Genomic DNA, 25,624 nt, shown 5'->3' with positions numbered 1-25,624 from the left:
CCCCCCGGCAAGCGCCGGCAGCACGGTCACGGGCAGGCGATCAGGGCGCCAGATGCGACAGCGGCGCGCGGAAGACGGCGCGCAGCCCTTCGGGATGAAAGTCCACCTGCGGCGGCTCGGACCCGACCAGACCCGCCTGGATCAGCCGCGAGCCGAAGCCCTGACCGTCCGGCGGCACCACGGGCGGGCCATCCCGTTCGCGCCATTCCAGCACGAAGGCGGGCTCGCCCGCGGTGTCGTCAATCGACCATTCCACGTCCACGCCGCCCTCCTCGACCGACAGGGCGCCGTATTTCATCGCGTTGGTGGTCATCTCGTGCAGCAGCATCGACAGCGACAGCGCCGCCCGCGCCCCCAGCCGCAGCGGCGGACCCTGCAGGCGGAAGGCGCCGACGCCGCCTTCGGCCACGGATACCGACAGATCGAGGATCTGGCGGATGTCGGCAGCGGCCCAGCTGTCATGCGCCAGCAGGTCATGGGCCCGGGCCAGCGCCTCGAGCCGAGTCGAGAAGACCTGCATCCGGCCGGGATCGAGCTTGCCGAAGGACTGGCGGGCCATCGCGCGGACCATCGCCATCATGTTCTTCATCCGGTGGTTCAGCTCGTGGTTCAGCAGCTGCTGCTCTTCCTCGGCGCGGCGCTGCGCCAGCGCCGCCTGCAGCCGATCGCCCACCGACCGCACGAAGACCTCTTCCTCGGCGGGGATGGCGCGGGGCCAGTCGTAATGCACGAAGACCACCAGTTCGAACCGCCCGCTCCGGAAGATCGGCACATTGATCAGCACGCGGATGCCGATATCCAGCAGCGCCCGGCAGTTCTCGGCCGTGCGCGGGTCGGTTTCGACATCCGCCACGATCACGGTCTGCCCGCGCTTCAGATCCTCGATGAAGCTGCCATAGGTGCGGAAATGGTGCGGCCCCGCCAGCGTGCCGATGCCGGGCGCGCGCCATTCCGGCTGCATCTGCACCGTTTCGGCCTCGGGGTCGACGATGCCGAAGCCGGCGCGGCTGGCATCCATGGTCCGCGCAAGGATCGTGGCGGCGGCGGTGATCATGTCGGCCGAGTCGCGCAATTCGCTCAGCCGGTCGCCCAGTTCGACCAGCGCCAGCGCCCGGCTGGCGGCGGCGCGCATGGCGGTGACGTCGCGGACTGCGCCGCGTAGGATCTCGCGCCCCCAGGCATCCCGCACCCGGTCCCCGCGCCGCAGGATCCAGCGCGCGGCACCGTCGCCGGGCCGGCGGATGCGGTATTCGACATCCGCCACCGGTCGGTCGTCGCCCGGGGCATGGCCAAGGTCGAAGATCGGCAGATCCTCGGGCAGGACCAGCGCCCGCACCGTGTCGAGGGGCAGCGGCGCGCCGGTTTCGGGCAATCCGAAAATCGCGCAGAAATCTTCCGACACGTCGAGCGTCCGCGCCGCGACGTCGAGGTCGAACAGCCCCAGCCGGCCCCCCTGCCGCAGGGCGCGGCTGCGGAAGTCCTGCGCCTTGCGCGCCAGTTCCAGATCGTCCAGCAATTCGCCCAGCCGGGCCCCGGTATGCCCGGCCTGCCGGGCAAGGATCAGCGCCACCGTCTGCCGGGCCAGCGCCAGCAGGCCGTCGCGCTGTCGCCGGGTCAGGCCTTCGGGGCGCGGTTCCGTGTCGATGACGCAGACGGTGCCGACCGTCACCCCGTCCGGCAGGGTCAGCGGCGCCCCGGCATAGAAGCGGATGCCCGGCGCACCGGTCACCAGCGGGTTCTGCGCCGTGCGCGGGTCGGTCACGGCATCCGGAACAACCAGCAGCTCGCCCCTCGCTACCGCATGCCGGCAGATGGAGTGCGAGATCGGCGTTTCGGACGGATCGAAGCCGATGCGCGCCTTGAACCACTGCCGGTCGCGATGCACGAGGCTGACCAGCGCCACCGGTGTGTCGCACAGCGCCCGCGCCAGCAGCGCGATGTCGTCGAACTCCGCTTCGGGCGGACTATCGAGAATGCCGACGGCGTCCAGTGCCTCAAATCGGCGTTGATCGGGCATCAACGGCGTTTCCTGTGCGGATATGATTCCGAGTTTGCAGGCCTGCAGGAAAGGTGCAAGCCTTATCCGACGCCACGGGGGGCATCCGCAGCGATCAGGTCTCGTAGCGGCTCAGATCCCGCACCGCGCCGCGGGCAGCGCTGGTGGTGAAGGCGGCATAGACCTTCAGCGCCGTCGACACCTGACGGTCGCGACTGACGGGTTTCCACGCCCGGTCGCCCTTCGCCTCCATCGCGGCGCGGCGGGCGGCCAGCACCTCCTCGGGCACCGCCAGCCGGATCGTGCGGCCGGGGATGTCGATCTCGATCCGGTCGCCATCCTCGACCAGCGCGATGGTGCCGCCCTCGGCCGCCTCGGGCGAGACATGGCCGATCGACAGGCCCGAGGTGCCGCCCGAGAACCGCCCGTCGGTGATCAGCGCGCAGGCCTTGCCCAGCCCTTTCGACTTCAGATAGCTGGTCGGATACAGCATTTCCTGCATCCCCGGCCCGCCCCGCGGGCCTTCGTAGCGGATCACCACCACATCGCCCTCGACCACCTTGCCGGTCAGGATCGCGCTGACGGCATCGTCCTGGCTTTCATAGACCTTGGCCGGACCCGCGAAGACGAGGATGCTTTCATCCACGCCCGCCGTCTTCACGATGCAGCCGTCGAGCGCGAGGTTGCCCGACAGCACCGCAAGCCCGCCGTCTTGGCTGAAGGCATGGGCGCGGTTGCGGATCACGCCCGTCTCGCGGTCGGTGTCCAGTTCGGTCCAGCGCTGGCGCTGGCTGAAGGCCACCTGCGTCGGCACCCCGCCCGGGGCGGCGCGGTAGAATTCGTGCACCTTTTCCGACTGGGTGCGGGTCACGTCCCAGCGGTTCAGCGCATCGGCCATCGTCGGGCTGTGGACGGTGGGCAGGCTGGTATCCAGCAGGCCCGCCCGTTCCAGTTCGCCCAGGATCGCCATGATCCCGCCGGCGCGGTGCACGTCTTCCATATGCACGTCCTGCTTGGCGGGGGCGACCTTGCACAGGCAGGGCACCTTGCGCGACAGCCGGTCGATATCGTCCATGGTGAAGGGCACGCCGCCCTCCTGCGCCGCGGCCAGCAGGTGCAGCACGGTATTGGTGGACCCCCCCATCGCGATGTCGAGGCTCATGGCATTCTCGAAGGCGGCAAAGCTCGCGATGCTGCGCGGCAGGACGGACTTGTCCTCCTGCTCGTAATAGCGCTTGGCCAGATCCACGATCAGGTGGCCCGCCTCGACGAACAGCCGCTCGCGGTCGGCATGGGTGGCGAGGGTCGATCCGTTGCCAGGCAGCGACAGGCCCAGCGCCTCGGTCAGGCAGTTCATCGAATTGGCGGTGAACATGCCGGAACAGGAGCCGCAGGTCGGGCAGGCGGACCGTTCGATCACCTGCACCTCTTCGTCGCTGATCTTGTCATCGGCGGCGGCGACCATCGCATCGACGAGGTCCAGCGCAACCTCCTTCCCCTTCAGCAGGACCTTGCCCGCCTCCATCGGCCCGCCCGAGACGAAGACAGCCGGGATGTTCAGCCGCATCGCCGCCATCAGCATGCCGGGGGTGATCTTGTCGCAGTTCGAGATGCAGACCATCGCATCGGCGCAATGGGCGTTGACCATGTATTCGACGCTGTCGGCGATCAGCTCGCGCGAGGGCAGGGAATAGAGCATCCCCGAATGGCCCATGGCGATGCCGTCATCGACGGCGATGGTGTTGAATTCCTTGGCGACGCCGCCCGCTCTCTCGATCTCGCGCGCCACAAGCTGACCCAGGTCCTTCAGGTGGACATGGCCCGGCACGAACTGCGTGAAGGAGTTGACCACCGCGATGATCGGCTTGCCGAAGTCGCTGTCCTTCATGCCGGTCGCACGCCAGAGGCCACGCGCCCCTGCCATGTTGCGGCCGTGGGTCGATGTGCGCGAGCGATAATGCGGCATGGGTCTCACCTTCGGCTGGCCGGGCCGGCCTGCGCCGCCCGTTCGAGGGGCGCAGCATAGGCCCCGCGCCACCGGAGTCCAGCCCCGCGCTGTCGCCGCCAGCCCGCAGGGGGGCCGGCGGCGGCAGGTTAGAGGATGACGTTGATCAGGAACAGCGCCACGACCACGACGCCGATGATGTAGAAGATGCTGTGCATGGGTCCTCCGAAAGCGGGCAATGTCCGGGCGATGCCGGTCAGGGGGCGAACAAGGCTTGGGCTGGTCTGGTTCCCCATTTGCTGCCGCGCCGGGCTGCCCCCCCGCCGCTGCACCCCGCCGGAACAAAGCCCCGGCGTCCATGTTCGGATCACCGCGGGGCTCGACCCGCACCAGATTGACGGTCCGGGCATCCGCCGCCCGGACACGGATCCAGCACATCTGCCCCACGGAGGATACCGATGGCCGACAAGACGCTCGACACCCTGTTCCACGAGACGCTGCGCGACATCTACTATGCCGAGCGCAAGATCACCCAGGCGCTGCGCAAGATGGCGCGGGCGGCGCAGGACCCCAAGCTGAAAGAGGCTTTCGAGACGCATGAGGACGAGACGCAGGGCCAGATCGAGCGCCTGACCAAGGTGTTCGAGCTGATCGGCAAGCGTCCGCGCGGCAAGACCTGCGACGCGATCGAGGGCATCATCTCGGAAGGCGAGGAGGTGATGGAGGAATTCAAGGGCTCGCCCGCCCATGACGCCGGCCTTCTGGCCGCGGCGCAGGCGGTGGAGCACTACGAGATCAGCCGCTATGGCACGCTGAAGGCCTGGGCCACGCAGCTTGGCATGGACGAGGCCGCGGACCTTCTGGGCCAGACCCTGGCCGAGGAGGAGAAGACCGACGGGCTGCTGACCAAGCTGGCGAAGACCGCCGTGAACACCGCCGCGCAGAAGAAGGCCGCCTGATCGAGCCGCCCCGCGGGCAGCCCCCGCCGGCCAAATTGACACGCCCCGCCGGCAATCGCGCCGGCGGGATTGTCGTTTTATGGCCGCAATACTAAGGTTGTCTTCACAAATCCGGATGCGATCCTCAGGACGCCGATGACCGAGAGCACGCCTTCCCAGCCCGGCGCCGATCTGGCCGCGATGCTGACCGAGCTGCGGGAAGAGCTGGCGCGGGCCGAGGTGCCGCCGGAGCTGATCGAGCTTGCCCTGCGCCTGCAGCAGGAACTGGAGGCGCTGCCTCTGGCCGCCCCGGCGACGAATGGCGCGCGCGGCAGTTCCCCGGGCCGCGCCGACCTGGGCTGAGGCGCGAAATCCCCGACGAGGCTTGCGGCACCCGCGCGCCGCAACTATTCCCGCCACACGGACCCAGCGGGAGCGCGTGATGAGCGTCAACACATTCGGCCACCTGTTCCGCGTCACCACCTGGGGCGAAAGCCACGGGCCGGCGCTTGGCGCCACGGTGGACGGCTGCCCCCCCGGCATCCCGCTGGACGAGGCCGCGATCCAGCACTGGCTGGACAAGCGCCGCCCCGGCCAGAACCGCTTCACCACCCAGCGGCAGGAACCGGATGCGGTGCGGATCCTGTCGGGGGTATTCGAGGGCCGCACCACCGGCACGCCGATCCAGCTGATGATCGAGAATACCGACCAGCGGTCGAAGGACTATGGCGACATCGCCCGCCAGTTCCGCCCCGGCCATGCCGACATCACCTATCACCAGAAATACGGGCTGCGCGACTATCGCGGCGGCGGCCGGTCCAGTGCCCGGGAAACCGCGGCGCGCGTCGCGGCGGGGGGCGTGGCCCGGGCCGCGCTGGCGGTGCTGGCGCCGGGGCTGACGATCACCGGCTACATGGTGCGGATGGGGTCCAGGGCGCTGGACCGCAGCCGGTTCGACGCGGCGGCCATCGGCGAAAACCCCTTCTGGCTGCCCGATGCGGCGGCGGTCGAGGACTGGGCCGACTATCTGGACGGGCTGCGCAAGTCGGGCAATTCCGTCGGCGCGGTGATCGAGGTGCTGGCGCAGGGCGTGCCCCCCGGCCTGGGCGCGCCGGTCTATGGCAAGCTCGACGGCGACCTGGCGGCGGCGATGATGTCGATCAACGCGGTCAAGGGCGTCGAGATCGGCGAGGGCATGGCGGCGGCGGAACTGACCGGCACCGAGAATGCCGACGAGATGCGCATGGGCAATGACGGCCAGCCCGTCTACCTGTCGAACCATGCGGGCGGCATCCTCGGCGGCATCTCGACCGGGCAGGACGTGGTGGTGCGCTTCGCGGTAAAGCCCACCTCGTCGATCCTGACCCCGCGCCAGACCATCGACACCGGGGGCAACCCCGTGGACCTGATCACCAAGGGCCGGCACGATCCCTGCGTGGGCATCCGCGCCGTGCCGGTGGGCGAGGCGATGATGGCCTGCGTGCTGCTGGACCATCTGCTGCTGGACCGGGGCCAGACCGGCGGCGTCCGGGGTCGCATCGGCTGATCCGCCCGCCGGTTCGTGCATCTGGGATACAGCTTCCGCCGAAGCCGCGACGCTCACGATCTTGCAGGTTGCATCCGGCGCGGGCATCGGCGAAAGCCGGGCACAGGGAGGAGGCGTCGGACGCAGCCTCAGGAGACCCGCATGGCCAGCCCCACCTGCCTCCCGCTGGAGGACGCCGCCCGCCCCGCCGCGCCGGTGAAGCCCGGCATCGTGCTGTTCGCCCTGGCGATGGGCGGTTTCGCCATCGGCACCACCGAATTCGCGGCGATGGCGCTGGTGCCCTATTTCTCGCCCGATCTGGGCGTGTCCGAGGCGAAGGCGGCCGAGGCGATCTCGGCCTATGCGCTTGGCGTGGTCGTGGGCGCGCCGACGCTGGCGGTGCTGGGCGCGACGATGTCGCGGCGCATCCTGCTGATCTGGCTGATGCTGGCCTATGCGCTGTTCAACACGCTGTCGGCCCTGTCGCCGGATTTCGGCACGATGCTGCTGTTCCGCTTCCTGTCGGGCCTGCCGCATGGCGCCTATTTCGGGGTGGCGGCGCTGGTCGCGGCCTCGGTCGTGCCGCCCAACCGCCGATCCGCCGCCGTGGCGCGGCTGATGATGGGGCTGACCGTCGCCACCACGCTTGGCGTGCCCTTCGCCAACGTCCTCGGCCAGACCATCGGCTGGCGCTTCGGCTTCGGGATCGTGGGCGTGCTGGCCACCGCGACCGCCATCGCCGTCTTCCTCGTCGCGCCGCGCGATGCGCCGCGGCGGGGGGTGAACCCGCTGCGCGAACTCGACGCACTGAAAAGCCGGCAGGTCTGGCTGATCCTCGCCACCGGGGCCATCGGCTTCGGCGGGTTCTTCGCCGTCTACACCTACCTCGCCTCCACCGTCATCGAGCGGATGCCGGGGCAGGACTGGCTGGTGCCCGCGGTGCTGATGCTGATGGGGGCGGGGATGACACTGGGCGCGCTGATCGCCGGCTGGGCCTCGGACCGCAATCAGGAGGTGGCGGGCTTCGCGATCATGGGCAGCATGTTCGTGATGCTGATGATCTATCCCGTGGCCACCAACAGCATCTGGACGATGCTGCCCGTGGTGCTGGCCATCGGCGCCACCACCGGCCTGTCCACCGTGCTGCAGACCCGGCTGATGGATGTCGCGGGCGAGGCGCAGACGCTGGCCGCGGCGCTGAACCATTCCGCCTTCAACGTCGCCAACGCGCTCGGCCCCTGGCTCGCGGCCGAGGCGCTGCGGGCGGGCCACGGCTTCGCCTCGTCGGGCTATGTCGGCGCGGCGGTGACGGCGGCGGGCATCCTGATCTTCGCGGTGACGGTGATCGACGGCCGACGCCGGCCGCGGCTCGGCTAGGTCTCTGCCGCCAGCAGCGCCGCCAGACCGCGCCGATAGTCCGGATAGCGCAGGGCGATGCCCAGATCGGTCTTGATCCGGTCGTTCCGCACCCTTTTGGATTCCGCATAGAAGCTGCGCGCCATCGGGGTCATCCCGTCCGCGACCGCCGCAAAATCCTCCGCCGGCGGCACCGGCAGGCCCAAAAGGCCCGCGGCATGGGCGATCACCTCTTCCGGCGGGGCCGGGTCGTCATCGCAAAGGTTGTAGATCGCGCCCGGCTGCGGCCGCGCCATCGAGGCCGCCAGCACCTGCGCGATATCCTCGACATGGATGCGGCTGAACACCTGCCCCGGCTTGACGATCCGCCGCGCCGTGCCCGCCCGCAGCTTGGCGAAGGGGCCGCGCCCGGGGCCATAGATGCCGGCCAGCCGGAAGATGTGCAGCGGCAGCCCCGCCTCTGCCGCCCGCCGCTGCCAGTCCGCCTCGGCCGCGACGCGCATCCGCCCGCGCAGGGTCGCGGGGGCAAGCTCCGACCCCTCGTCCACCCAGTCCCCGCCGCGGTCGCCATAGACCCCGGTGGTGGACAGGTAGCCCGCCCAGACCAGCCCCGGCGCCGCCGCGGCAATGGCGGCGCGTTCGGTGCGCAGCACCGGGTCGCCCGCCTCGTCCGGCGCGACCGAGGTCAGCAGATGCGTGGCCCGCGCCAGCGCCGGGCGCAGGTCGGCGGTGGGCCAGACCAGCGGCTCCACCCCCTCGGCGCGCAGCTGGTCGGCGGTGGCGGCGGTGCGGGTGGTGCCGATCACCTGCCAGCCCGCGGGCCGCAGCAGCGCGGCCAGCGCCCGCGCCGAATAGCCGTGGCCGATGGACAGCAGCGTGCCGGTCACGACTGCCCCCCCGCCTGTCCCGCCCGGTCGAGATGGCCGAGGTCGCGGTCGGGCGCGATCACGTCGCGCACCCGGCCCTTCAGCGTCTTCACGTCGGGACAGCCGCCGTCGCGCTTGCGTTCCCAGACCAGCGCGCCGTCCACCCGGATTTCGAACACACCGCCATGCCCGGGGATCAGCGCGACCGAGCCCAGATCCTCGCCGAAGGTGGACAGCAGTTCCTGCGCCATCCATCCCGCCCGCAGCAGCCAGTTGCACTGGGTGCAATAGGCGATGGTGACGGCGGGCAGGGTCGCGGCTTCGGGGGCGGGGTCAGACATGGGGCGGCTCCTTCCGGCGCGGCCAGCCTAGGCGCAGCGGCCCGGGAAGGAAAGCTCAGCCCGCCAGCAGCCGCAGCAGCGCCCGCTCTGTCAGCCGCAGGCCCTCGACCTCGGGCAGGGCGCGGGTCAGGTCGGCGCGGTCGGCCTCGGACAGGTCCGGCAGGGCCAGCACCCCGGGATGGATATAGCTGCCCCGCGCCACGGTGGGGGTGTTGTGCAACCGGTCCGCCGCCGCCTGCGCCATCAGCTTCACCGTCGGCCGGTCCGCGGCCAGCGCCGCCTCCAGCGCCGCGACCGAACCGTTCCAGGTGCGGAAGGTCTTGGCCGTCGCCCCCGCATCCTCCACCAGTTCCGCCAGCCGGGCGTTGACCATGTCGGATGTCACGGGCCGGCTGCGCCCCTCGGCGTCGATCCAGCGCACCAGCGTGCGGCCGGGCAGATCGTCCATTTCCGCCAGCACCCGGTTCAGCGTCCGGTCGGCCACGGCGGCGCGGATGCGCTGCCCGCCCTTGGCTGTATAGTCCAGCCGCAGCCCCTGCGCCGTCAGCTTCAGGTGCCGCCGCTTCAGCGTGGTCGCGCCGAAACTGCCGTTCATCTCGGCATAGGCCGGGTTGCCGACCCGGATCGACAGCCGGTCGATCATCGCCAGCACCGCGGCCACGGCGAAATCCTGATCGCCCGCCTCGCCCTGCAGGTCGCGCCGGATCGCGCGGCGGATGCGGGGCAGCGCCTGACCGAAGACCGGCATGCTCGCATATTTCCGCTCGGACCGGAACGCCGTCCAGTCGGGGTGATAGCGGTACTGCTTGCGCGCCCGCGCATCGCGCCCCGTCGCCTGCAGATGGCCAAGGGGCAGCGGGCAGATCCAGACATCCTCATAGGCGGGCGGCACCGCCAGCGAGGCGATGCGGGCCCGTTCCCCCGGATCGTCGATGCTGGTGCCGTCGGCCGCGCGATAGCTGAAGCCGCGGCCGCGGCGCAGGCGGCGGATGCCGGGTTCGCTGTCGGGATAGTAGACGAGCTTCGGTCGGTCGGCTGGCATGTCGGCTCCTCCGCCGGTCAGAACAGCCGGCGGGGCGGTCGGGTTCCGGGACGCCGCTGGCGGGTGCCGAGCGGGGGCCTCGCGCCCCCGCACCCCCGCGGGATATTCGATCGGCTGCAGGATGCCGCGCGTCGCTGAACCGTCACTTGCGCCTGCGCCGGGGCGGTGCCAGATTTCGGCATGGAACCGAAGCACGATCTGCCAAGCTGGCCCGAGGCCGCGCCCCGCCTCGTCGCCGTCGCCGCGGGGCGCGAGATGGCCGATCTGGTGATCCGGGGCGGGAGATGGGTCAACGTCCACAGCCGCGAGGTGCTGGACGGCCATGACATCGCCGTGGCCGCGGGACGCATCGCCTTCGTCGGCCCCTCCGCCGCGCATTGCACCGGGCCGGGGACAGAGGTGATCGAGGCCGCGGGCCGCTACATGATCCCGGGCCTCTGCGACGGGCACATGCATGTGGAATCCGGCATGCTGACGCCCGCCGAATTCGCCGCCGCCGTCATCCCCCACGGCACCACCACCATGTTCGCCGACCCGCACGAGATCGCCAACGTCCTCGGGCTCGCCGGCGTGCGGATGATGCATGACGAGGCGCTGATGCAGCCCGTCAACCTGTTCATGCAGATGCCCTCCTGCGCGCCCTCGGCGCCGGGGCTGGAAACCACCGGCTTCGCCATCAGCGCCGCCGACGTTGCCGAGGCGATGACCTGGCCGGGCATCGTCGGGCTGGGCGAGATGATGAATTTCCCCGGCGTGATCGCGGGCGATCCGCAGATGCTGGCCGAGATCGCGGCGACGCAGCGGGCGGGCAAGACGGTGGGCGGGCATTATGCCAGCCCCGATCTGGGCCTGCCCTTTGCCGCCTATGTCGCGGGCGGGCCCGCCGACGATCACGAGGGCACGGTCGAGGCCGATGCCGTGGCCCGGGTCCGGCAGGGGATGCGGGCGATGCTGCGGCTCGGCTCGGCCTGGTACGACGTCGAACGGCAGATCACGGCGATCACCGAACGCGGGCTCGATCCGCGCAACTTCATCCTCTGCACCGACGACTGCCATTCCGGCACGCTGGTGGACGAGGGGCACATGAACCGGGTGGTGCGCCATGCCATCGCCTGCGGCTGCGATCCGCTGGTGGCGCTGCAGATGGCGACGATCAACACCGCCACGCATTTCGGCATGGAGCGCGAGCTGGGCTCGCTGACGCCGGGACGACGGGCGGACGTGATCCTGACCCCGGACCTGCGGACGCTGCCCGTCGAGCATGTGATCGCCCGCGGGCGGACCGTGGCGCGCGACGGGCGGCTGCTGGTGGACTGCCCGCATTACGACTGGCCGGCGGCGGCGCGGGCGACGGTCCGGCTGGGCAAGCGGCTCGGCGCCGGGGATTTCGCCATCGCCGCGCCGGAGGGTGCGAACAGCGTCACCGCGCGGGTGATCGGCGTGGTGGAAAACCAGGCCCCCACCCGGGCACTGACCGCGGAACTGGCGGTGACGGACGGGCGGGTGGAACCGGACGAAGGCCAGGACGTGGCGCAGATCGCGCTGGTGGAACGGCATCGCGCGACGGGGGGCGTGGTCAACGGCTTCGTCTCGGGCTTCGGCTATCGCGGGCGGATGGCCATGGCCTCGACCGTGGCGCATGACAGCCACCACATGATCGTCGTCGGCACCGACCGGGCGATGATGGCCGCGGCGGCGAACCGGCTGGGCGAGATCGGCGGCGGCATCACCGTCTGGAAGGACGGGGCGGAACTGGCCGTGGTGCCGCTGCCCATCGCCGGGCTGATGAGCGACAGCCCCGCCGCCGAGGTGGCTGCGCAGGCGGGCGCGATGATGCGGGCGATGGCCGAATGCGGCTGCACCCTGAACAACGCCTACATGCAGCATTCGCTGCTGGCGCTGGTGGTGATCCCGGAACTGCGCATCTCGGACCTCGGGCTGGTGGATGTCACGCGCTTCGAACTGACCGGACTGTTCCAATGACCCTGCACGACACGCCCGCCGGCATCGCCATCGCCCCCTGCCACGCCGCAGAGGCCTTCACCGATCCCGCCGCCGCGGTGGACCGGCTGGAGGCGCTGTATGGCCAAGCGACGGATTTCCTGCTGGACGGGTTCAACCGCGTCATCGCCGAGGGGCATCCGGGCCGGCGCATCCGGGCCTTCTATCCCGAGGTGCGGATCACCGTCACCAGCCACATGAAGGGCGACAGCCGCCTGAGCTTTGGCCATGTGGCCTTGCCCGGCACCTATTCGGCGACGATCACCCGGCCGGACCTGTTCCGCAACTACCTGATCCAGCAGCTGGGCCAGCTGATGCGCAACCACGCGGTGCCGGTGATCGTCGGCCTCTCGGCCACGCCGATCCCGGTGCATTTCGCCGTGGCCGGACGCGCGGGGGTCGCGGTGCCGCAGGAGGGCGTGCTGGATTTCAGCCTGCGCGACGTGTTCGACGTGCCGGACCTCGCCACGATGGACGACGACATCGTCAACGGCACCAACCTCAGCCATCCGGACGGGTCCGGGCATCTGGCGCCCTTCACCGCGCAGCGGGTGGACTATTCGCTGGCGCGGCTGTCGCATTACACCGCGACCGGGCCGGAGCATTTCCAGAACCACGTCCTGTTCACCAACTACCAGTTCTATGTCGACGAGTTCGAGGCCTTCGCCCGCCGGGCCATCGCCACGGGCGACAGCGGCTATTCCGCCTTCGTCGGGCCGGGGAACATGGTCATCACCGATCCCGAGGCGCCGCTACCGCATCTGCCGCGCCTGCCGCAGATGCCCGCCTATCATCTGGTCCGGCCCGACGGGCAGGGGATCACACTGGTGAACATCGGCGTCGGCCCCTCGAACGCGAAGACGGCGACCGACCACATCGCGGTGCTGCGCCCCCATGCCTGGCTGATGGTGGGCCATTGCGCGGGCCTGCGGCACACGCAGCAACTGGGCGATTTCGTGCTGGCCCACGCCTATCTGCGCGAGGATCACGTTCTGGACGACGATCTGCCCACATGGGTGCCGATCCCGGCGCTGGCCGAGATCCAGATCGCCCTGCAGGAAGCGGTGGCCGAGGTGACGCAGCTCGACGGGTACGAGCTGAAGCGGATCATGCGAACCGGCACCGTCGCCACCATCGACAACCGGAACTGGGAGCTGCGCGACCAGTCCGGCCCGGTGCAGCGCCTGTCGCAATCGCGGGCCGTGGCGCTGGACATGGAAAGCGCCACCATCGCCGCCAACGGCTTCCGGTTCCGGGTGCCCTACGGCACGCTGCTCTGCGTGTCGGACAAGCCGCTGCATGGCGAACTGAAGCTGCCGGGCATGGCGTCGGACTTCTACCGCACCCAGGTCAGCCGGCATCTGCTGATCGGCGTGCGCGCGATGGAACGGCTGCGCGACATGCCTCTGGAACGCATCCACAGCCGCAAGTTGCGCAGTTTCGAGGAAACGGCCTTCCTGTGACGCCGGGAAATCGCCGATGCGGGCGGAAAACGCTTGCCATGCTGCGCGAAAAGCCGTTTAGCAGCCCGAGGATGACGCCAAGGCGATGACCCCGAACGGGGCAGATGTGAGGAGATGAACATGTCCAAACCGATGACCAAGACCGAACTGGTCAAGCAGCTGGCCGACGAGATGAGCGCCGACAAGAAGACCGCGACTGCGGCTCTGGATGCGCTGGCGGCCGTCGTGTCGAAGGCCGTCGCCGATGGCGGCGCCGTGACCATTCCGGGCATCGGCAAGGTTACCTGCCGCGAGCGTCCCGAACGTCAGGTCCGCAACCCGGCCACGGGCGAGACCATGACCAAGGCCGCCGACAAGGTGGTGAAGGTCACCATCGCGAAGTCGCTGAAGGACGTCGTGAACGGCTGATCCCGTTCCGCCCGGCGGCTGGTCCGCCGGTGTTTCAGGGGGCCGGCTCCGTGCGGGGGCGGCCCCCTTCTCGTGTGTCGCGCCCCGATCGGAGTCTGCCATGGACCTGCGCGCCGTCCTGATGGGCCTCGCCTTCGCCTTCATGTGGTCCTCGGCCTTCACCTCGGCCCGGATGATCGTGGCCGATGCCGCGCCGATGCATGCGCTGGCGCTGCGCTTCCTCGTCTCGGGCGTGGCGGGGGTCGTCCTCGCCCGGATCATGGGGCAGGACTGGCGGCTGACCCGGGGCGAATGGCGCACGGTCGTCATCTTCGGCCTTTGCCAGAACGCGCTGTACCTCGGCCTCTATTTTGTGGCGATGCAATGGATCGAGGCGTCGCTGGCCTCGATCATCGCCTCGTCGATGCCGCTGATGGTGGCGCTGGCCGGATGGCTGGTCTTCGGCGACCGGATGACCCGCGGCGGCGTGGCGGGGCTGGTCGCCGGCATGGCCGGCGTGGCGCTGATCATGGGATCGCGGCTGTCGGGCGGGGCCGATCCCCTGGGCGTGGCCTTCTGCATCCTGGGTGCGGTGGCGCTGACGGTGGCCACCCTGTCGATGCGGGGCACCGCCTCGGGCAACCGGGTGATGATGGTGGTGGGGCTGCAGATGCTGGTGGGGTCCGCCGCGCTCGGGCTGGTGGCGGTGGCGGTGGAACCGCCGCATGTGACCTTCACCCCCCGACTGGTGATGGCCTTCCTCTATACCTGCTTCGTGCCGGGGCTGCTGGCCACCTGGGTCTGGTTCCTGCTGGTGGGCCGGATCGGCGCGCTGAAGGCCGCGACCTTCCATTTCCTCAACCCGTTCTTCGGTGTGGCGGTGGCAGCGGCCCTGCTGGGCGAGGGGCTGGGCTGGGTGGATGTGCTGGGCGTCGCGGTGATCGCGGCCGGTATCCTTGCCGTGCAGCGGTCGCGTGCGGTGCAGATGACGCGTTCGTGATCGGCGGCGGCGTAACCGCCCCCGCCCGCCGCCCGTAGAGACCAAGGAACAATCGGGGGCGACCTTGGACCTGATCCTTGCTTTCGCGGCGGGCCTGCTGACGCTGATCAATCCCTGCGTGCTGCCGGTGCTGCCGCTGGTGCTGGCCTCGGCGGCGCAGGCGCATCGCTGGGGCCCCGTCGCGCTGATGGCGGGGATGAGCGCCTCGTTCGTCGCGGCGGGCCTGCTGGTGGCCGCGGCGGGCCAGAGCCTGGGGCTCGACGAGGAGCGGATGGTGCAGGCCGGCGCGCTGCTGATGATGGCCTTCGGCGCGGTGCTGCTGGTGCCGTCCTTTTCCACCGGCTTCGCCACCGCCACCGCCGGCATCGCCGCCCGCGCCGATGCCGGGATCGACCGGCTGGATCGCGGCCCGGCGGGCCTCGCGCTCGGCGGCGCCTTCCTCGGCCTGGCATGGAGCCCCTGCATCGGCCCCACCCTTGGCGGCGCCATCGCGCTGGCGAGCCAGGGCGAGAACCTGCTGCGCGCCGGGGCGGTGATGCTGGCTTTCGCCGCCGGGGTATCGGCGCTGATGCTGGCCTTCGCCTATGGCGCCCGCGCCGCGCTGCTGCGCCGGCGCGCGGCGCTGCGGGCGCTCGCCGTCCGGTCGCGCCCGATCCTCGGCGCCGCCTTCCTGATCATCGGCCTTGCCACCCTGACCGGCGCGCTGCGCGGGCTCGAGATGCTGGCCGTCCGCTACCTGCCGCCCTGGCTGCAGGACCTGTCCGTTTCGATCTGACCCCGCGAAAGGAACCGCCATGACCCGCCCCCGTCGCCTTCGACCCGAACTGATCGCCGTCCTGACCGCCGTCTCGCTGGTGGCGCCGCTGCCCGCGACGCTCGGCCCGACGAAGGCGCGCGCGGAAACCCCGGCCGCCAGCGCCAGCGCCGCGGCGCCGATGGACTACACCCCAGGCCTGATCGACAGCCTGCTGGCCGAGGGGCGCGTCGTCTTCGTCGACTACAAGGCCAGCTGGTGCACCACCTGCGCCGCGCAGGAACGGGTGATCGCCCGGCTGCTGGCCGAGAACCCCGAATATGCGGAGCGCATCGCCTTCGTGAACGTGGACTGGGACCAGTGGAAGCGCGATCCGGTGACGACCGGCCGCGACGTGCCGCGCCGCTCGACCCTGCTGCTGCTGCAGGGCGACCGCGAGCTGTTCCGCATCGTCGCGGGCACGTCCGAGAAGGACATCCGCGCGATGCTGGACCGGGGCCTGCAGGCCGCCGCCGCCTGAGGCGGGCGCAGGATCAGGCGCGGCGGGTCGCCACCGCCACGCCCAGAACCTCCAGCACCTTGGCCTCGATCTGCGGGGCGTTCATGCCGGCAACGGCATACATGTCCTCGGGCGACATCTGGTCGATGAAGATGTCGGGCAGGACCATGCTGCGGAAGGTCAGGCCGCGGTCGAAGACGCCCTCTTCGGCCAGCAGCTGCGCGACATGGCTGCCGAAACCGCCGACCGCGCCTTCCTCGACACAGATCAGCGCCTCGTGCTCGCGCGCCAGCCGCAGGATCAGCTCGCGGTCCAGGGGCTTGGCGAAGCGAGCGTCGGCGACGGTGGGGGCAAGGCCGCGCACCGCCAGCGCCTCGCGCGCGCGCATCACCTCGGCCAGACGGGTGCCGAAGGACAGGATCGCCACGCGTCCGCCCTCGGCCACGATGCGGCCGCGCCCGATCTCCAGCGGGACGCCCTGTTCCGGCATCTCGACCCCCGTGCCCTCGCCCCGCGGATAGCGGAAGGCGATGGGACCCTCGTCATGCGCGGCGGCAGTGGCAACCATATGCACCAGCTCTGCCTCGTCGGCGGCGGCCATGACCACGAAGCCCGGCAGGTTCGACAGGAAGGCCACGTCGAAGCTGCCGGCATGGGTCGCGCCATCGGCGCCCACCAGACCCGCCCGATCGATGGCAAAGCGCACCGGCAGCCGCTGGATCGCCACGTCATGCACGACCTGATCGTAGCCGCGCTGCAGGAAGGTGGAATAGATCGCGCAGAAGGGCTTCATCCCGCCCGCCGCCAGCCCCGCGGCGAAGGTGACGCCATGCTGTTCGGCGATTCCCACGTCGAAGCAGCGGCGCGGAAAGCGTTCGGCGAAGAGGTTCAGCCCCGTCCCGTCGGGCATCGCGGCGGTGACCGCCACGATCTTCGGGTCGGCCTCTGCCGCGCGGACCAGTGCCTGCGCGAAGACCTTGGTGTAGCTCGGCGCGTTCGACGGCGCCTTGACCTGCGCGCCGGTGACCACGTCGAATTTCGCCGTGGCATGGCCCTTGTCGGCGGCGCGTTCGGCGGGGGCATAGCCCTTGCCCTTGCGGGTGATCGCATGGATCAGCACCGGCCCCGTCGCCCGCGTCCGCACCGCGCGCAACAGCGGCACCAGCTGGTCGAGGTCATGGCCGTCCACCGGGCCGATATAGGTGAAGCCCAGTTCCTCGAACAGCGTCCCGCCGACGGCGAGGCCCTTCAGCATTTCCTTGGCGCGCTTGGCGCCTTCCTGCAGCGGCGGCGGCAGCAGGCTGACGGCACCCTTGGCCGCGGCTTTCAGTTCCTGGAACGGCCCCTTGGCATAAAGCCGGGTCAGATAGGCCGACAGCGCCCCCACCGGCGGCGCGATCGACATCTCGTTGTCGTTCAGGATCACGAACAGCCGCTTGTCCAGATGGCCGGCATTGTTCATCGCCTCGAAGGCCATGCCCGCGCTCATCGCGCCATCGCCGATCACCGCGATGGCGTCGCCCGGATCGCCCCCCAGATCGCGCGCCGCGGCAAAGCCGAGCGCGGCCGAGATCGAGGTCGAGCTGTGGGCGGCGCCGAAGGGGTCATAGGGGCTTTCGCTGCGCTTGGTGAAGCCCGAAAGCCCGCCCTTCTGTCGCAGGCTGCGGATGCGCTCGCGCCGCCCGGTCAGGATCTTGTGGGGATAGCACTGGTGACCCACATCCCAGATCAGCTTGTCGCGCGGCGTGTCGAAGACGGCATGGATCGCCACGGTCAGTTCGACCACGCCCAGACCCGCGCCCAGATGGCCGCCGGTCACCGACACCGCGTCGATCGTTTCGGCCCGCAGCTCGTCGGCCAGCTGGCGCAGCTCGCGCTGCGACAGCGCCTTCAGGTCGGCGGGCTGGTGCACCCGGTCCAGCAGCGGGGTGGCCGGGCGCGTGTCGGGGCGGGTGTCGGGACGGTCGCTCATCGCTGCCCTTTCCTTCCGGTCAGTTGCGCCGGGCGATAGCGAAGCGCGCCGCGTCGCGCAAGGTTCCCGCCGCCGCACCGTAGGGGTCCAGCGCCGCCTCGGCCTCGGCAACCAGTGCGGCGGCGCGGGCCTTGGCGCCATCGAGCCCCAGCAGCGACACGAAGGTGGCCTTGCCGGCGCCCGCATCCTTGTTCAGCCGCTTGCCCGCCGCCGCAGGGTCGCCCTCGACATCGAGGATGTCGTCCGCGATCTGGAAGGCAAGGCCCAAGGCCCGGGCATAGTCCGCCAGCGGCGCGGGGTCCGCCCCGGCCAGGATCGGCCCCGCCTGCGCGGCAAAGCCGATCAGCGCCCCGGTCTTGCCCGCCTGCAGCCGTTCGATCTGCGGCAGGGTCAGCGGTGCCGGGGCGGATTCGGCGGCGATGTCCAGCGCCTGGCCCAGCACCATCCCTTCGGCACCCGAGGCGCGCGCCAGCGCCGCCACCAGCGCCACCCGCCGCTCTGCCGGGCCGAGCGCGGGGTCGCAGCACAGCTCGAAGGCCAGCGTCTGCAGCGCGTCGCCGGCCAGCACCGCCACCGCCTCGTCCCATTTGACATGCACGGTCGGCTGGCCGCGGCGCAGGTCGTCATCGTCCATGCAGGGCAGGTCGTCATGGACAAGGCTGTAGGCATGCAGCGCCTCGACCGCCGCCGCGGCCGGCATCGCGCGGCCGGACCCGATCCCGTGCAGCGCCGCGCCTTCCAGCACCAGAAAGCCGCGCAGCCGCTTGCCGCCCGCCACCGCATAGCGCATCGCCTGCACCACCGGCTCGTCGCCGCGCGTGGCCAGCGCGGCGGTCAGCGCGGCGCCGATCGCCGTGGCATGCGCCGCCAGCACCTTGTCGAACATGTCAGAGCCCGTCCACCGGCGTCAGGCCCGAGGGCTGGCCATCGGGGCCCAGCGCGATCTTCGCCACCTTTTCCTCGGCGGCGCGCAGCTTGTCGTCGCAATGGGCGCGCAGGGCCGCCCCGCGTTCGTAAAGGCCGATCGATTCCTCCAGCGGCACGTCGCCCTTTTCCAGCTTGCCCACCACCGCCTCGAGCTCTTTCATCGCCGTCTCGAAGCTCATCGCCTTGATGTCGTCCATCCGCGCCTCCTTGCCTTGGGCACCGATATAGCGGCCCCGCGCCTGAGCGGCCACCCCGGGGCGGCGGCTTGGCAACCCGCTGCCGCCCGCCCCGGGCCGCTATTCCGGCATCAGCATGTAGCCCGCACCGCGGACCGTCTGCAGATAGCGCGGTTCCTTCGGATCGCCCTCGATCTTGCGGCGCAGGCGGGTGATCTGCACGTCGACGGCGCGTTCCTGCGTGGCCTCGGCGCCGCCCTTGTCGCGGCCCAGTTCCTCGACCAGAACCTGCCGCGACACCGGCTCGCCCGGGCGGCCGGCGAAGATCCGCATCAGCGCGGATTCGGTGGCGGTCAGCCGCACCGGGCTGTCGCCGCGCCACAGCTCGCCCCGGTCGATGTCATAGCGCACGGGGCCGAGATGGATGAATTTCGGCCCGTTCTCGGCCGGCGGCGGGGTGCGGCGCAGGATGGCGTTGATCCGCAGCAACAGCTCCCGCGGCTCGAAGGGTTTCGGCAGATAGTCGTCCGCCCCCGCCTCCAGCCCCTCGATGCGTTCCGCCGTCTCGCCCTTCGCGGTCAGCAGCAGGATCGGCATCGACGCCTGCCGCCGCAGGTCGCGGGTCAGGCTGATCCCGTCCTCGCCCGGCATCATCACGTCGAAGATGCCCATGTCGAAATCGAGCCCCGCCAGCAGCCGCCGCGCATGGGCGGCATCGCGGGCGCCGGTCACCAGAAAACCCTGCCGCACGAGGAACTTCTGCAGCAGGCTGCGGATGCGTTCGTCGTCATCGACGATCAGCAGATGCGTGTCCGCGGTCATTGCCTGCCCCTCCGTCCTCGTCTGGCGCCTCCGCCGGGCCACGGCCCGCGGTCAGGAGCCACCGTCCTTCATCGACTGATAATACCGCCGCAGGTCCGGGTCCATCATCGCCTCGAGCACCTGCCGGAAGCCGGCCACCGCCTGCGGGCCGGCATTGCGATAGGCCGCCCGCATCCGGCGGCGCTGCGCGTCCGACAGTTCGCGTTCCAGCTCGTCCCCCGCCGGGGTCAGGAACAGGTGGCGTTCGCGCTTGTCCTTGCGGCCCACGCGGCTTTCGACCAGCCCGTCGTCGATCAGCGAGCGCAGCACACGGTTCAGGCTCTGCTTGGTCACGCCCAGCACCCCCAGAAGCGTGGTCACGGTCTGCCCCGGGGCGCGGTGGATGAAGTGGATCGCGCGGTGATGCGCCCGGCCATAACCCCGCGCCTCGAGAATGCGGTCGGGATCGGCGGTAAAGCCGCGATAGGCGAAGAACATCGCTTCGATCCCCTTCCGCAGCTGCTCGTCCGTCAGGAACAGCAGGCTTTCGCCCCCGTCCCGCGCGCGTGCGCCCTGGGTCATGGTCCCCCCGATCACCTTTGCCTTCGATCGGCCCCTATTTACGTCAGCCTTGTTGACTTTCCAAGAATCAATTGATAGCCCGAGGCCGCGCAAACGAAAGAATATGTCCGCTTCGGACGTTAGGAGCGCAACATTCGCAAATGCAGCAGGGGCTGCGAGGAGGTGGAGATGGCTGGATCCTATGAGGACCGCGACGGCAAGATCTGGATGGATGGCCAGATGGTCGAGTGGCGCGGGGCGCAGGTCCATATCCTGACCCATGCGCTGCACTACGCGTCGAGCGTGTTCGAGGGCGAGCGCTGCTATAACGGCAAGATCTTCAAATCGACCGAACATTCGCAGCGGCTGCTGAAATCGGGCGAGCTGCTGGATATGCCGATTCCCTATACCGTCGAACAGATCGACGCGGCGAAAGAGGCGGTGCTGGCCGCCAACGGCCTGACCGACGCCTATGTGCGCGCCGTGGCCTTCCGCGGTGCCGGTGACGAGATGGGCGTGTCGGCCATCGGCAACCCTGTGCGGCTGGCCATCGCGGTCTGGTCTTGGGGCGCCTATTACGGCGACGCGAAGATGAAGGGCGCGAAGCTCGACATCGCGAAGTGGAAGCGTCCCTCGCCCGAAACGATCCCGACCGCGGCCAAGGCGGCGGGGCTCTACATGATCTGCACGATGGCCAAGCACTCGGCACAGGCCAAGGGCTGTTCCGACGCACTGTTCTTCGACTATCGCGGCTATGTGGCCGAGGCGACGGGGGCCAACATCTTCTTCGTCAAGGGTGGCGAGGTGCATACACCGCTGCCGGACTGCATCCTGAACGGCATCACCCGCCAGACGGTGATCGGCATGCTGCGTGCCAAGGGCATCACCGTGCACGAACGGCATATCGAGCCGTCGGAACTGGAAGGCTTCGAGCAGTGCTGGCTGACCGGCACCGCCGCCGAGGTGACGCCGGTGGGCCAGATCGGCGACTACCGGTTCGAGGTCGGCGCCCTGACCCGCGACATCGCCACCGAATACGAGGCGCTGGTCCGCGCCTGACCGCGCCGCAACGGCAAGGGCCGCGGCGGATGCCGCGGCCCTGACACGTGCCGGGTGCGGCCTGTCCGACGCTCAGGCGTCGTGGCCGCGTTCGATGCGAAGATACTGTTTCAGCCGGGCAAGGCTGCCCGAGGGGGCGGACCCCTTCCGCGGCCGGCGCGTCAGCGCCCGGGCGGCGGGATGGTCGCCCTCGTCCCGATGGGTCCGTTCAAGCTGCAGGAACCGGCGCAGGCGCGCGCTGGTGGCAGCCTTCTGCTTGTCCGCGATATGGCGTGTCATCTCTGGATCCTCCTTCCACGAAACTTGGACAGAGTGACACAGCAACACCCGAGTCGGGCAGATGTTTCCGCCGCGACCCGCCGCAGGCCCGGCCCGGCGCGCCGCCACCGGGCGTCAGGCATGGCCGATCAGCCGCGTCTCGACCGCGACATTGCCCGCCACCGCGTTGGTGTAGGGGCAGTAGAAATGCGAGCGCTCGAACAGCTTTCTGGCCGATTCCTCGCTATAGCCCGGCAACAGCACGTCCAGCGCCAGTGCCAGTCCGAAGCCGCCGTCATCGCGCGGGCCGATGCCCACGGTTGCCGTCACCGCCGCCTCCGGCGCGATCGGGTCCAGCCGGTCCTGTGCCACGACATAACGCATCGCGCCCAGAAAGCAGGTCGCGAAGGCCGCGGCGAAGAATTGTTCCGGATTGTTGCCGCGCCCGTTCCCCCCCAGTTCGCGCGGCACGCCGAACGCGACGTCAATCGCGCCATCCCCCGTCGACACGTGACCACTCTGTCCGCCTCCCGTCGCGGTGGCCTGCGTCGTGTAGAGTATTGTAACTGCCATAACTTCCCTCAAAACCATCGCGCACGATCTTGTCGGGCGCGGCGATGCTGGAACGCAGAAAGCCTCTTTCGGTTTCGGTCTAAAATGCCGAACGCTGATTGTTCGGCGGAATGACGTCAAGTAAGGACACGTCATGGACGAGCACGACGCGCACATTCCCCTAGAGCGACAGTTATGCTTCGCGCTGTATAGCGCAAGCCGAACTATTCAGCAGGCGTATAAACCGATCCTCAACGACATGGGGATCACCTTCCCGCAGTATCTGGTGCTGGTGACGCTGTGGGACGAGGATGACCGCACCGTCAGCCAGATCGGCCAGAAGCTGCAACTCGACAGCAACACGCTGACCCCGCTGCTGAAGCGGATGGAGGCGATGGGGCTGGTGGTGCGGACGCGCGACGCGGCCGACGAACGGCAGGTGCGGCTGCGGCTGACCGGCGCCGGGCGCGATTTTCAGGCACGGGCCGGCGAGTTCGTCGATTGCGTGGTCAGCAAGACCGGGCTCAGCGTCGAGGAACTGACATCGCTGCAGGCCCGGATCACGCTGTTGCGCGACCGGCTGCGCGGGCGCTGCGATCCGGAACCGGACGCCGCGTTCTGAAGGTCCCGCGTCCTAGAAGTCCAGATCGGCGTAGTGCGCGGGCGGCGGGAAGCCCGGCACCTGATCGGCAAGGATCGCGCGAAACGAGGGCCGCGACTTGATCTTCGCATACCATTCCCGCACCGCCGGCTGCCGGTTCCAGTCCACGTCCGAGATGTAGTCGAGACAGCTCAGATGCGCGGCGGCGGCGAAATCGGCCAGCGTCATCTGGTCGCCCGCCAGCCAGCGCCGCTGATCCAGCAGCCAGGCCATGTAGTCGAGGTGATACTTGATCCGGGTCGCGCCGAACTTGACGTTCTTCGAGTCCGGATAGCCGAGGCCCATGACCTTCTTGTTCACCCGTTCATACAGCAGCTTCGACGTCACATCCTCGTGGAACTTGTCGTCGAACCAGGCGCAGAGGCGGCGCACCTCGTAGCGGCCGTCGGCATCGCGCGGAAACAGCGGCGGCTGGGGCACCGTCTCTTCCAGCCATTCGCAGATCGCCTGGCTTTCGCTGAGCGTGCGGCTGTCCCACCGCATCACCGGCACCTTGCCGGCCGGGTTGCGGCGCAGGAAATCGGGGCTCTGCTCCCAGTACCGCTCTTCGACCAGCTCGACCTCGATCTTCTTCTCGGCCAGCGTCAGGCGCACCTTCCGGCAAAAGGGCGACAGGGCGACGTGGTAGAGACGGACCATGGTGGCTCCCGGGTTGCGGCCTGTCGGGTGTAGACCCAAGGCCGGGTCCTGTTCAACCCGGGCGGTCCCTAGCCCTCGAAACAGGCGGCGCGGCCATCGACCTTGATGGTCCCCGCGCCGTCGACGATGGCCTCGGCCCGGCGCAGCAGGCTGCCGGGCAGGTCGGCGGGGTTGCGTTCCTTGGGATTGGGCAGCACCGCCGCGATCCGGGCCGCCTGCATCGGCGTCAGCTCCGACGCCGGCACGCCGAAATAGTGCTGTGCCGCCGCCTCGACCCCGAAGATGCCTTCGCCCATCTCGGCCACGTTCAGGTAGATCTCCAGCAGCCGCCGCTTGGTCCAGACCAGTTCGACCACCGGGGTCAGCAGGGCCTCCGCCGCCTTGCGCGGCCAGCTGCGCCCCTGCCACAGGAAGACGTTCTTCACCACCTGCTGACTGATGGTCGAGGCGCCGCGCTGCGCGCCCCGGTCCAGCGCGTCGCGGATCGCCGCCATGTCGAAGCCCCAGTGCAGGCAGAAATTCGCATCCTCCGCCGCCACCGCCGCGCGCAGCATCACCGGCGCGATCCGGTCCGCATCGACCCAGTCGACGGAAAGCGGGCCGATCCGCATCCGTTCCGCGATCATGTAGGGCGTGCGGATGGGATTGATCACGGTCAGCGCCACGATCAACGCCAGCAGGGCCAGCGCCGCGCGCCCCGCCCACAGCCCGGCCAGCCGCAGCCAGCCGCGCGACCGGCGCGGCGCGGGGGCAGCCGTCGCGCGGGACGCCTTCGCGCGGGACGATGTCGCAGGTTTCCGGGCCATGCGCCGCTTAACTCATGCCCGCCCCGGCGGGTCAAGACCGGGGCGCCCGCAGGCGTCAGGCCTCGGGCACCGCCACCGATTGCCGCTCGATCAGGGCGCGCAGCCGCGTCTCGTCCTCATCCGACAGCGAGGTCTGCAGCACATGGCCGCGCGCGCGGAATTCTTCGAGCCGGGCCAGCAGCTTGTCACCCGACAGCCGCCGCGCCAGCACGCACAGCGCCGATCCGCCGGGGCGCAGCTTCTCGCCGATTTCCTTCATGAAGCCGTCGTCGATGCCGGTATCGGTGACGGCGCCGGAAATCGCCCCGGCCCCGGCGCCCACTGCCGCGCCCAGAAGGGGGTTGAGGAAGATCAGCCCGATCAGCATCCCCCACAGCGATCCGCCGACCGCGCCTGCCGCGGCGAGGTTCACCGCCTGATGCAGCCGGACCTTGCCATCATCGTCGCGGGTGACGACCACGACATCCTCCATCTCGATCAGGTATTCGCGCTGCAGCCGCGCCAGCGCCGCGCGCATCTCGAAGGCCGTCGTATCGTCGTCGAAGGCCACCACCAGCAGGTCGGACATGGAACTGTCTCCGGGTTCGGGGTTCGGGGTTCGGTTTCGGGGTCTGGCGAACCATCGCGCGAAGCCTGTGTCGGTTCCGTGACGGGGAGGGCGGCGCCGCCGCAGCCGCCCGTTGATCTGGCACAAGGCAGCCGGGCCGATTCGCGCGCAGCATGCTGTCCGGCCCGTCCCGGGCCTGCGGAGAGACGTCATGTCCGAGACCGACAAGAAAGACCGCACGATCGTCGAGGAAATCGAGGTCGGCGGCAGCCAGCTGATCGACAAGGTCAAGCACCTGATCGCCGAGGGCCGCGTGCGCAAGCTGCGCATCCGCACCGAGGATGACTTCAGCCTCGAACTGCCCGTCAATGTCGGGCTGCTTGCGGGCGGGGTGGTGGCGCTTGGCGCGCCGTGGCTGGCGGCCATCGGCGTCATCGCGGCGCTGGTCGCGCGGGTGAAGATCGAGGTGGAGCGCGAGCCGGAGGCGGCCCCGGCAGAGACGCCGGCCGCCGAAGCCGCCGCGACCGGCGAAAACGCCTGACCCACCGGCGG

General features: G+C 70.0%; 29 protein-coding genes. 13 read left to right on the top strand and 16 right to left on the bottom strand.

Translation table 11 applies throughout. The annotated features are described in order from the left end of the window. Positions 1-40: 40 nt before the first annotated feature. The 3 genes from EEY80_RS04495 to EEY80_RS19985 all read right to left on the bottom strand — a co-directional run bounded on the left by EEY80_RS04495 (position 41) and on the right by EEY80_RS19985 (position 4,237). Positions 41-2,017, bottom strand: coding sequence for a GAF domain-containing protein (locus tag EEY80_RS04495; protein ID WP_126975374.1), 1,977 nt, complete (start codon positions 2,015-2,017; stop codon positions 41-43). 94 nt (positions 2,018-2,111) lie between these two features. Beyond that, positions 2,112-3,962, bottom strand: coding sequence for a dihydroxy-acid dehydratase (ilvD, locus tag EEY80_RS04490; protein WP_126975373.1), 1,851 nt, complete (start codon positions 3,960-3,962; stop codon positions 2,112-2,114). A gap of 128 nt (positions 3,963-4,090) precedes the next feature. Then, on the bottom strand, positions 4,091-4,237 hold the full coding sequence (locus EEY80_RS19985; RefSeq protein ID WP_164738128.1) for a hypothetical protein: 147 nt from the start codon (positions 4,235-4,237) through the stop codon (positions 4,091-4,093). A gap of 162 nt (positions 4,238-4,399) precedes the next feature. Here EEY80_RS19985 and EEY80_RS04485 point away from each other — a divergent pair, with 162 nt between their 5' ends. The 4 genes from EEY80_RS04485 (at position 4,400) to EEY80_RS04470 (ending at position 7,781) form a co-directional block, all read left to right on the top strand. Continuing rightward, the gene (locus tag EEY80_RS04485; protein WP_126975372.1) at positions 4,400-4,900 is read left to right on the top strand and encodes a YciE/YciF ferroxidase family protein; all 501 of its coding nucleotides are present in this window, start codon (positions 4,400-4,402) and stop codon (positions 4,898-4,900) included. Between the two features lie 135 nt (positions 4,901-5,035). Further along, complete coding sequence (locus EEY80_RS04480; protein WP_126975371.1) at positions 5,036-5,242, top strand: hypothetical protein; 207 nt, start codon at positions 5,036-5,038, stop codon at positions 5,240-5,242. A gap of 79 nt (positions 5,243-5,321) precedes the next feature. Continuing rightward, on the top strand, positions 5,322-6,425 hold the full coding sequence (gene aroC / locus EEY80_RS04475) for a chorismate synthase (protein WP_126975370.1): 1,104 nt from the start codon (positions 5,322-5,324) through the stop codon (positions 6,423-6,425). A gap of 141 nt (positions 6,426-6,566) precedes the next feature. After that, positions 6,567-7,781, top strand: coding sequence for an MFS transporter (locus EEY80_RS04470; protein ID WP_205749025.1), 1,215 nt, complete (start codon positions 6,567-6,569; stop codon positions 7,779-7,781). On the opposite strand, the gene EEY80_RS04465 is transcribed toward EEY80_RS04470, so the two are convergent. Genes EEY80_RS04465 through EEY80_RS04455 form a run of 3 tightly spaced genes read right to left on the bottom strand, consistent with a single transcriptional unit; the run spans position 7,778 to position 10,009 of the window. Next, positions 7,778-8,647, bottom strand: a complete 870-nt coding sequence (locus EEY80_RS04465; RefSeq protein ID WP_126975369.1) for an SDR family oxidoreductase — start codon at positions 8,645-8,647, stop codon at positions 7,778-7,780. The two genes, EEY80_RS04470 and EEY80_RS04465, sit on opposite strands and share 4 nt — an antisense overlap. Beyond that, on the bottom strand, positions 8,644-8,967 hold the full coding sequence (locus EEY80_RS04460) for a SelT/SelW/SelH family protein (protein WP_126975368.1): 324 nt from the start codon (positions 8,965-8,967) through the stop codon (positions 8,644-8,646). Before EEY80_RS04460 ends, EEY80_RS04465 begins: the two co-directional genes overlap by 4 nt. Before the next feature lie 55 nt (positions 8,968-9,022). Then, complete coding sequence (locus EEY80_RS04455) at positions 9,023-10,009, bottom strand: DNA topoisomerase IB (protein ID WP_126975367.1); 987 nt, start codon at positions 10,007-10,009, stop codon at positions 9,023-9,025. A 180-nt stretch (positions 10,010-10,189) separates the two neighbouring features. Between EEY80_RS04455 and ade the strand changes: the two genes are divergently transcribed. The 6 genes from ade (at position 10,190) to EEY80_RS04425 (ending at position 16,134) form a co-directional block, all read left to right on the top strand. After that, on the top strand, positions 10,190-11,992 hold the full coding sequence (gene ade, locus EEY80_RS04450) for an adenine deaminase (RefSeq protein ID WP_126975366.1): 1,803 nt from the start codon (positions 10,190-10,192) through the stop codon (positions 11,990-11,992). After that, positions 11,989-13,473, top strand: a complete 1,485-nt coding sequence (locus EEY80_RS04445; RefSeq protein WP_126975365.1) for an AMP nucleosidase — start codon at positions 11,989-11,991, stop codon at positions 13,471-13,473. Before ade ends, EEY80_RS04445 begins: the two co-directional genes overlap by 4 nt. A gap of 120 nt (positions 13,474-13,593) precedes the next feature. Beyond that, positions 13,594-13,881, top strand: coding sequence for an HU family DNA-binding protein (locus EEY80_RS04440; protein WP_126975364.1), 288 nt, complete (start codon positions 13,594-13,596; stop codon positions 13,879-13,881). 100 nt (positions 13,882-13,981) lie between these two features. Then, positions 13,982-14,860 (top strand): DMT family transporter, encoded by an 879-nt coding sequence (locus EEY80_RS04435; RefSeq protein WP_126975363.1) that lies wholly within the window; start codon positions 13,982-13,984, stop codon positions 14,858-14,860. A gap of 64 nt (positions 14,861-14,924) precedes the next feature. Beyond that, complete coding sequence (locus EEY80_RS04430; protein WP_126975362.1) at positions 14,925-15,635, top strand: cytochrome c biogenesis CcdA family protein; 711 nt, start codon at positions 14,925-14,927, stop codon at positions 15,633-15,635. A 19-nt stretch (positions 15,636-15,654) separates the two neighbouring features. Further along, positions 15,655-16,134: a thioredoxin family protein gene (locus EEY80_RS04425; RefSeq protein ID WP_126975361.1), complete on the top strand. Its 480-nt coding sequence runs from the start codon at positions 15,655-15,657 to the stop codon at positions 16,132-16,134. 13 nt (positions 16,135-16,147) lie between these two features. On the opposite strand, the gene dxs is transcribed toward EEY80_RS04425, so the two are convergent. The 5 genes from dxs to EEY80_RS04400 all read right to left on the bottom strand — a co-directional run bounded on the left by dxs (position 16,148) and on the right by EEY80_RS04400 (position 20,571). Further along, the gene (dxs, locus tag EEY80_RS04420) at positions 16,148-18,085 is read right to left on the bottom strand and encodes a 1-deoxy-D-xylulose-5-phosphate synthase (protein ID WP_126975360.1); all 1,938 of its coding nucleotides are present in this window, start codon (positions 18,083-18,085) and stop codon (positions 16,148-16,150) included. Between the two features lie 19 nt (positions 18,086-18,104). Next, complete coding sequence (locus tag EEY80_RS04415) at positions 18,105-18,971, bottom strand: polyprenyl synthetase family protein (RefSeq protein ID WP_126975359.1); 867 nt, start codon at positions 18,969-18,971, stop codon at positions 18,105-18,107. A 1-nt stretch (position 18,972) separates the two neighbouring features. Next, the gene (locus EEY80_RS04410; RefSeq protein WP_126975358.1) at positions 18,973-19,209 is read right to left on the bottom strand and encodes an exodeoxyribonuclease VII small subunit; all 237 of its coding nucleotides are present in this window, start codon (positions 19,207-19,209) and stop codon (positions 18,973-18,975) included. A 99-nt stretch (positions 19,210-19,308) separates the two neighbouring features. Then, positions 19,309-20,010: a response regulator gene (locus tag EEY80_RS04405; RefSeq protein ID WP_126975357.1), complete on the bottom strand. Its 702-nt coding sequence runs from the start codon at positions 20,008-20,010 to the stop codon at positions 19,309-19,311. A gap of 51 nt (positions 20,011-20,061) precedes the next feature. Then, entirely contained in the window at positions 20,062-20,571 is a 510-nt protein-coding gene (locus EEY80_RS04400; protein WP_126975356.1) for a MarR family winged helix-turn-helix transcriptional regulator, read from the bottom strand. 168 nt (positions 20,572-20,739) lie between these two features. On the opposite strand from EEY80_RS04400, the gene EEY80_RS04395 reads away from it, so the two are divergent. After that, the gene (locus EEY80_RS04395) at positions 20,740-21,609 is read left to right on the top strand and encodes a branched-chain amino acid aminotransferase (protein ID WP_126975355.1); all 870 of its coding nucleotides are present in this window, start codon (positions 20,740-20,742) and stop codon (positions 21,607-21,609) included. A 72-nt stretch (positions 21,610-21,681) separates the two neighbouring features. Here the strand turns inward: EEY80_RS04395 and EEY80_RS04390 are convergent, their stop codons facing one another. Together EEY80_RS04390 and EEY80_RS04385 are read right to left on the bottom strand one after the other, a co-directional pair. Further along, positions 21,682-21,888, bottom strand: a complete 207-nt coding sequence (locus EEY80_RS04390; RefSeq protein ID WP_126975354.1) for a hypothetical protein — start codon at positions 21,886-21,888, stop codon at positions 21,682-21,684. A 114-nt stretch (positions 21,889-22,002) separates the two neighbouring features. Further along, positions 22,003-22,440, bottom strand: coding sequence for an Ohr family peroxiredoxin (locus EEY80_RS04385; RefSeq protein ID WP_126975353.1), 438 nt, complete (start codon positions 22,438-22,440; stop codon positions 22,003-22,005). 133 nt (positions 22,441-22,573) lie between these two features. Between EEY80_RS04385 and EEY80_RS04380 the strand changes: the two genes are divergently transcribed. After that, positions 22,574-23,041: a MarR family winged helix-turn-helix transcriptional regulator gene (locus EEY80_RS04380; protein WP_126975352.1), complete on the top strand. Its 468-nt coding sequence runs from the start codon at positions 22,574-22,576 to the stop codon at positions 23,039-23,041. Positions 23,042-23,053: 12 nt separating this feature from the next. On the opposite strand, the gene fzlA is transcribed toward EEY80_RS04380, so the two are convergent. The 3 genes from fzlA to EEY80_RS04365 all read right to left on the bottom strand — a co-directional run bounded on the left by fzlA (position 23,054) and on the right by EEY80_RS04365 (position 25,093). Beyond that, positions 23,054-23,719: an FtsZ-binding protein FzlA gene (gene fzlA / locus EEY80_RS04375; protein ID WP_126975351.1), complete on the bottom strand. Its 666-nt coding sequence runs from the start codon at positions 23,717-23,719 to the stop codon at positions 23,054-23,056. A gap of 68 nt (positions 23,720-23,787) precedes the next feature. Beyond that, positions 23,788-24,525, bottom strand: coding sequence for a monofunctional biosynthetic peptidoglycan transglycosylase (gene mtgA, locus EEY80_RS04370; RefSeq protein ID WP_126975350.1), 738 nt, complete (start codon positions 24,523-24,525; stop codon positions 23,788-23,790). A 55-nt stretch (positions 24,526-24,580) separates the two neighbouring features. Continuing rightward, entirely contained in the window at positions 24,581-25,093 is a 513-nt protein-coding gene (locus tag EEY80_RS04365; RefSeq protein ID WP_126975349.1) for a DUF1269 domain-containing protein, read from the bottom strand. Positions 25,094-25,283: 190 nt separating this feature from the next. Here EEY80_RS04365 and EEY80_RS04360 point away from each other — a divergent pair, with 190 nt between their 5' ends. Then, the gene (locus tag EEY80_RS04360) at positions 25,284-25,613 is read left to right on the top strand and encodes a DUF4342 domain-containing protein (RefSeq protein WP_126975348.1); all 330 of its coding nucleotides are present in this window, start codon (positions 25,284-25,286) and stop codon (positions 25,611-25,613) included. The last annotated feature ends 11 nt before the right edge of the window (positions 25,614-25,624 follow it).

This window comes from Frigidibacter oleivorans, from assembly GCF_003993775.1.
GTDB lineage: Bacteria > Pseudomonadota > Alphaproteobacteria > Rhodobacterales > Rhodobacteraceae > Frigidibacter > Frigidibacter oleivorans.
Note: the sequence above shows the minus strand (reverse complement) of the source record. Positions and strands in the feature narration are given on the sequence as shown.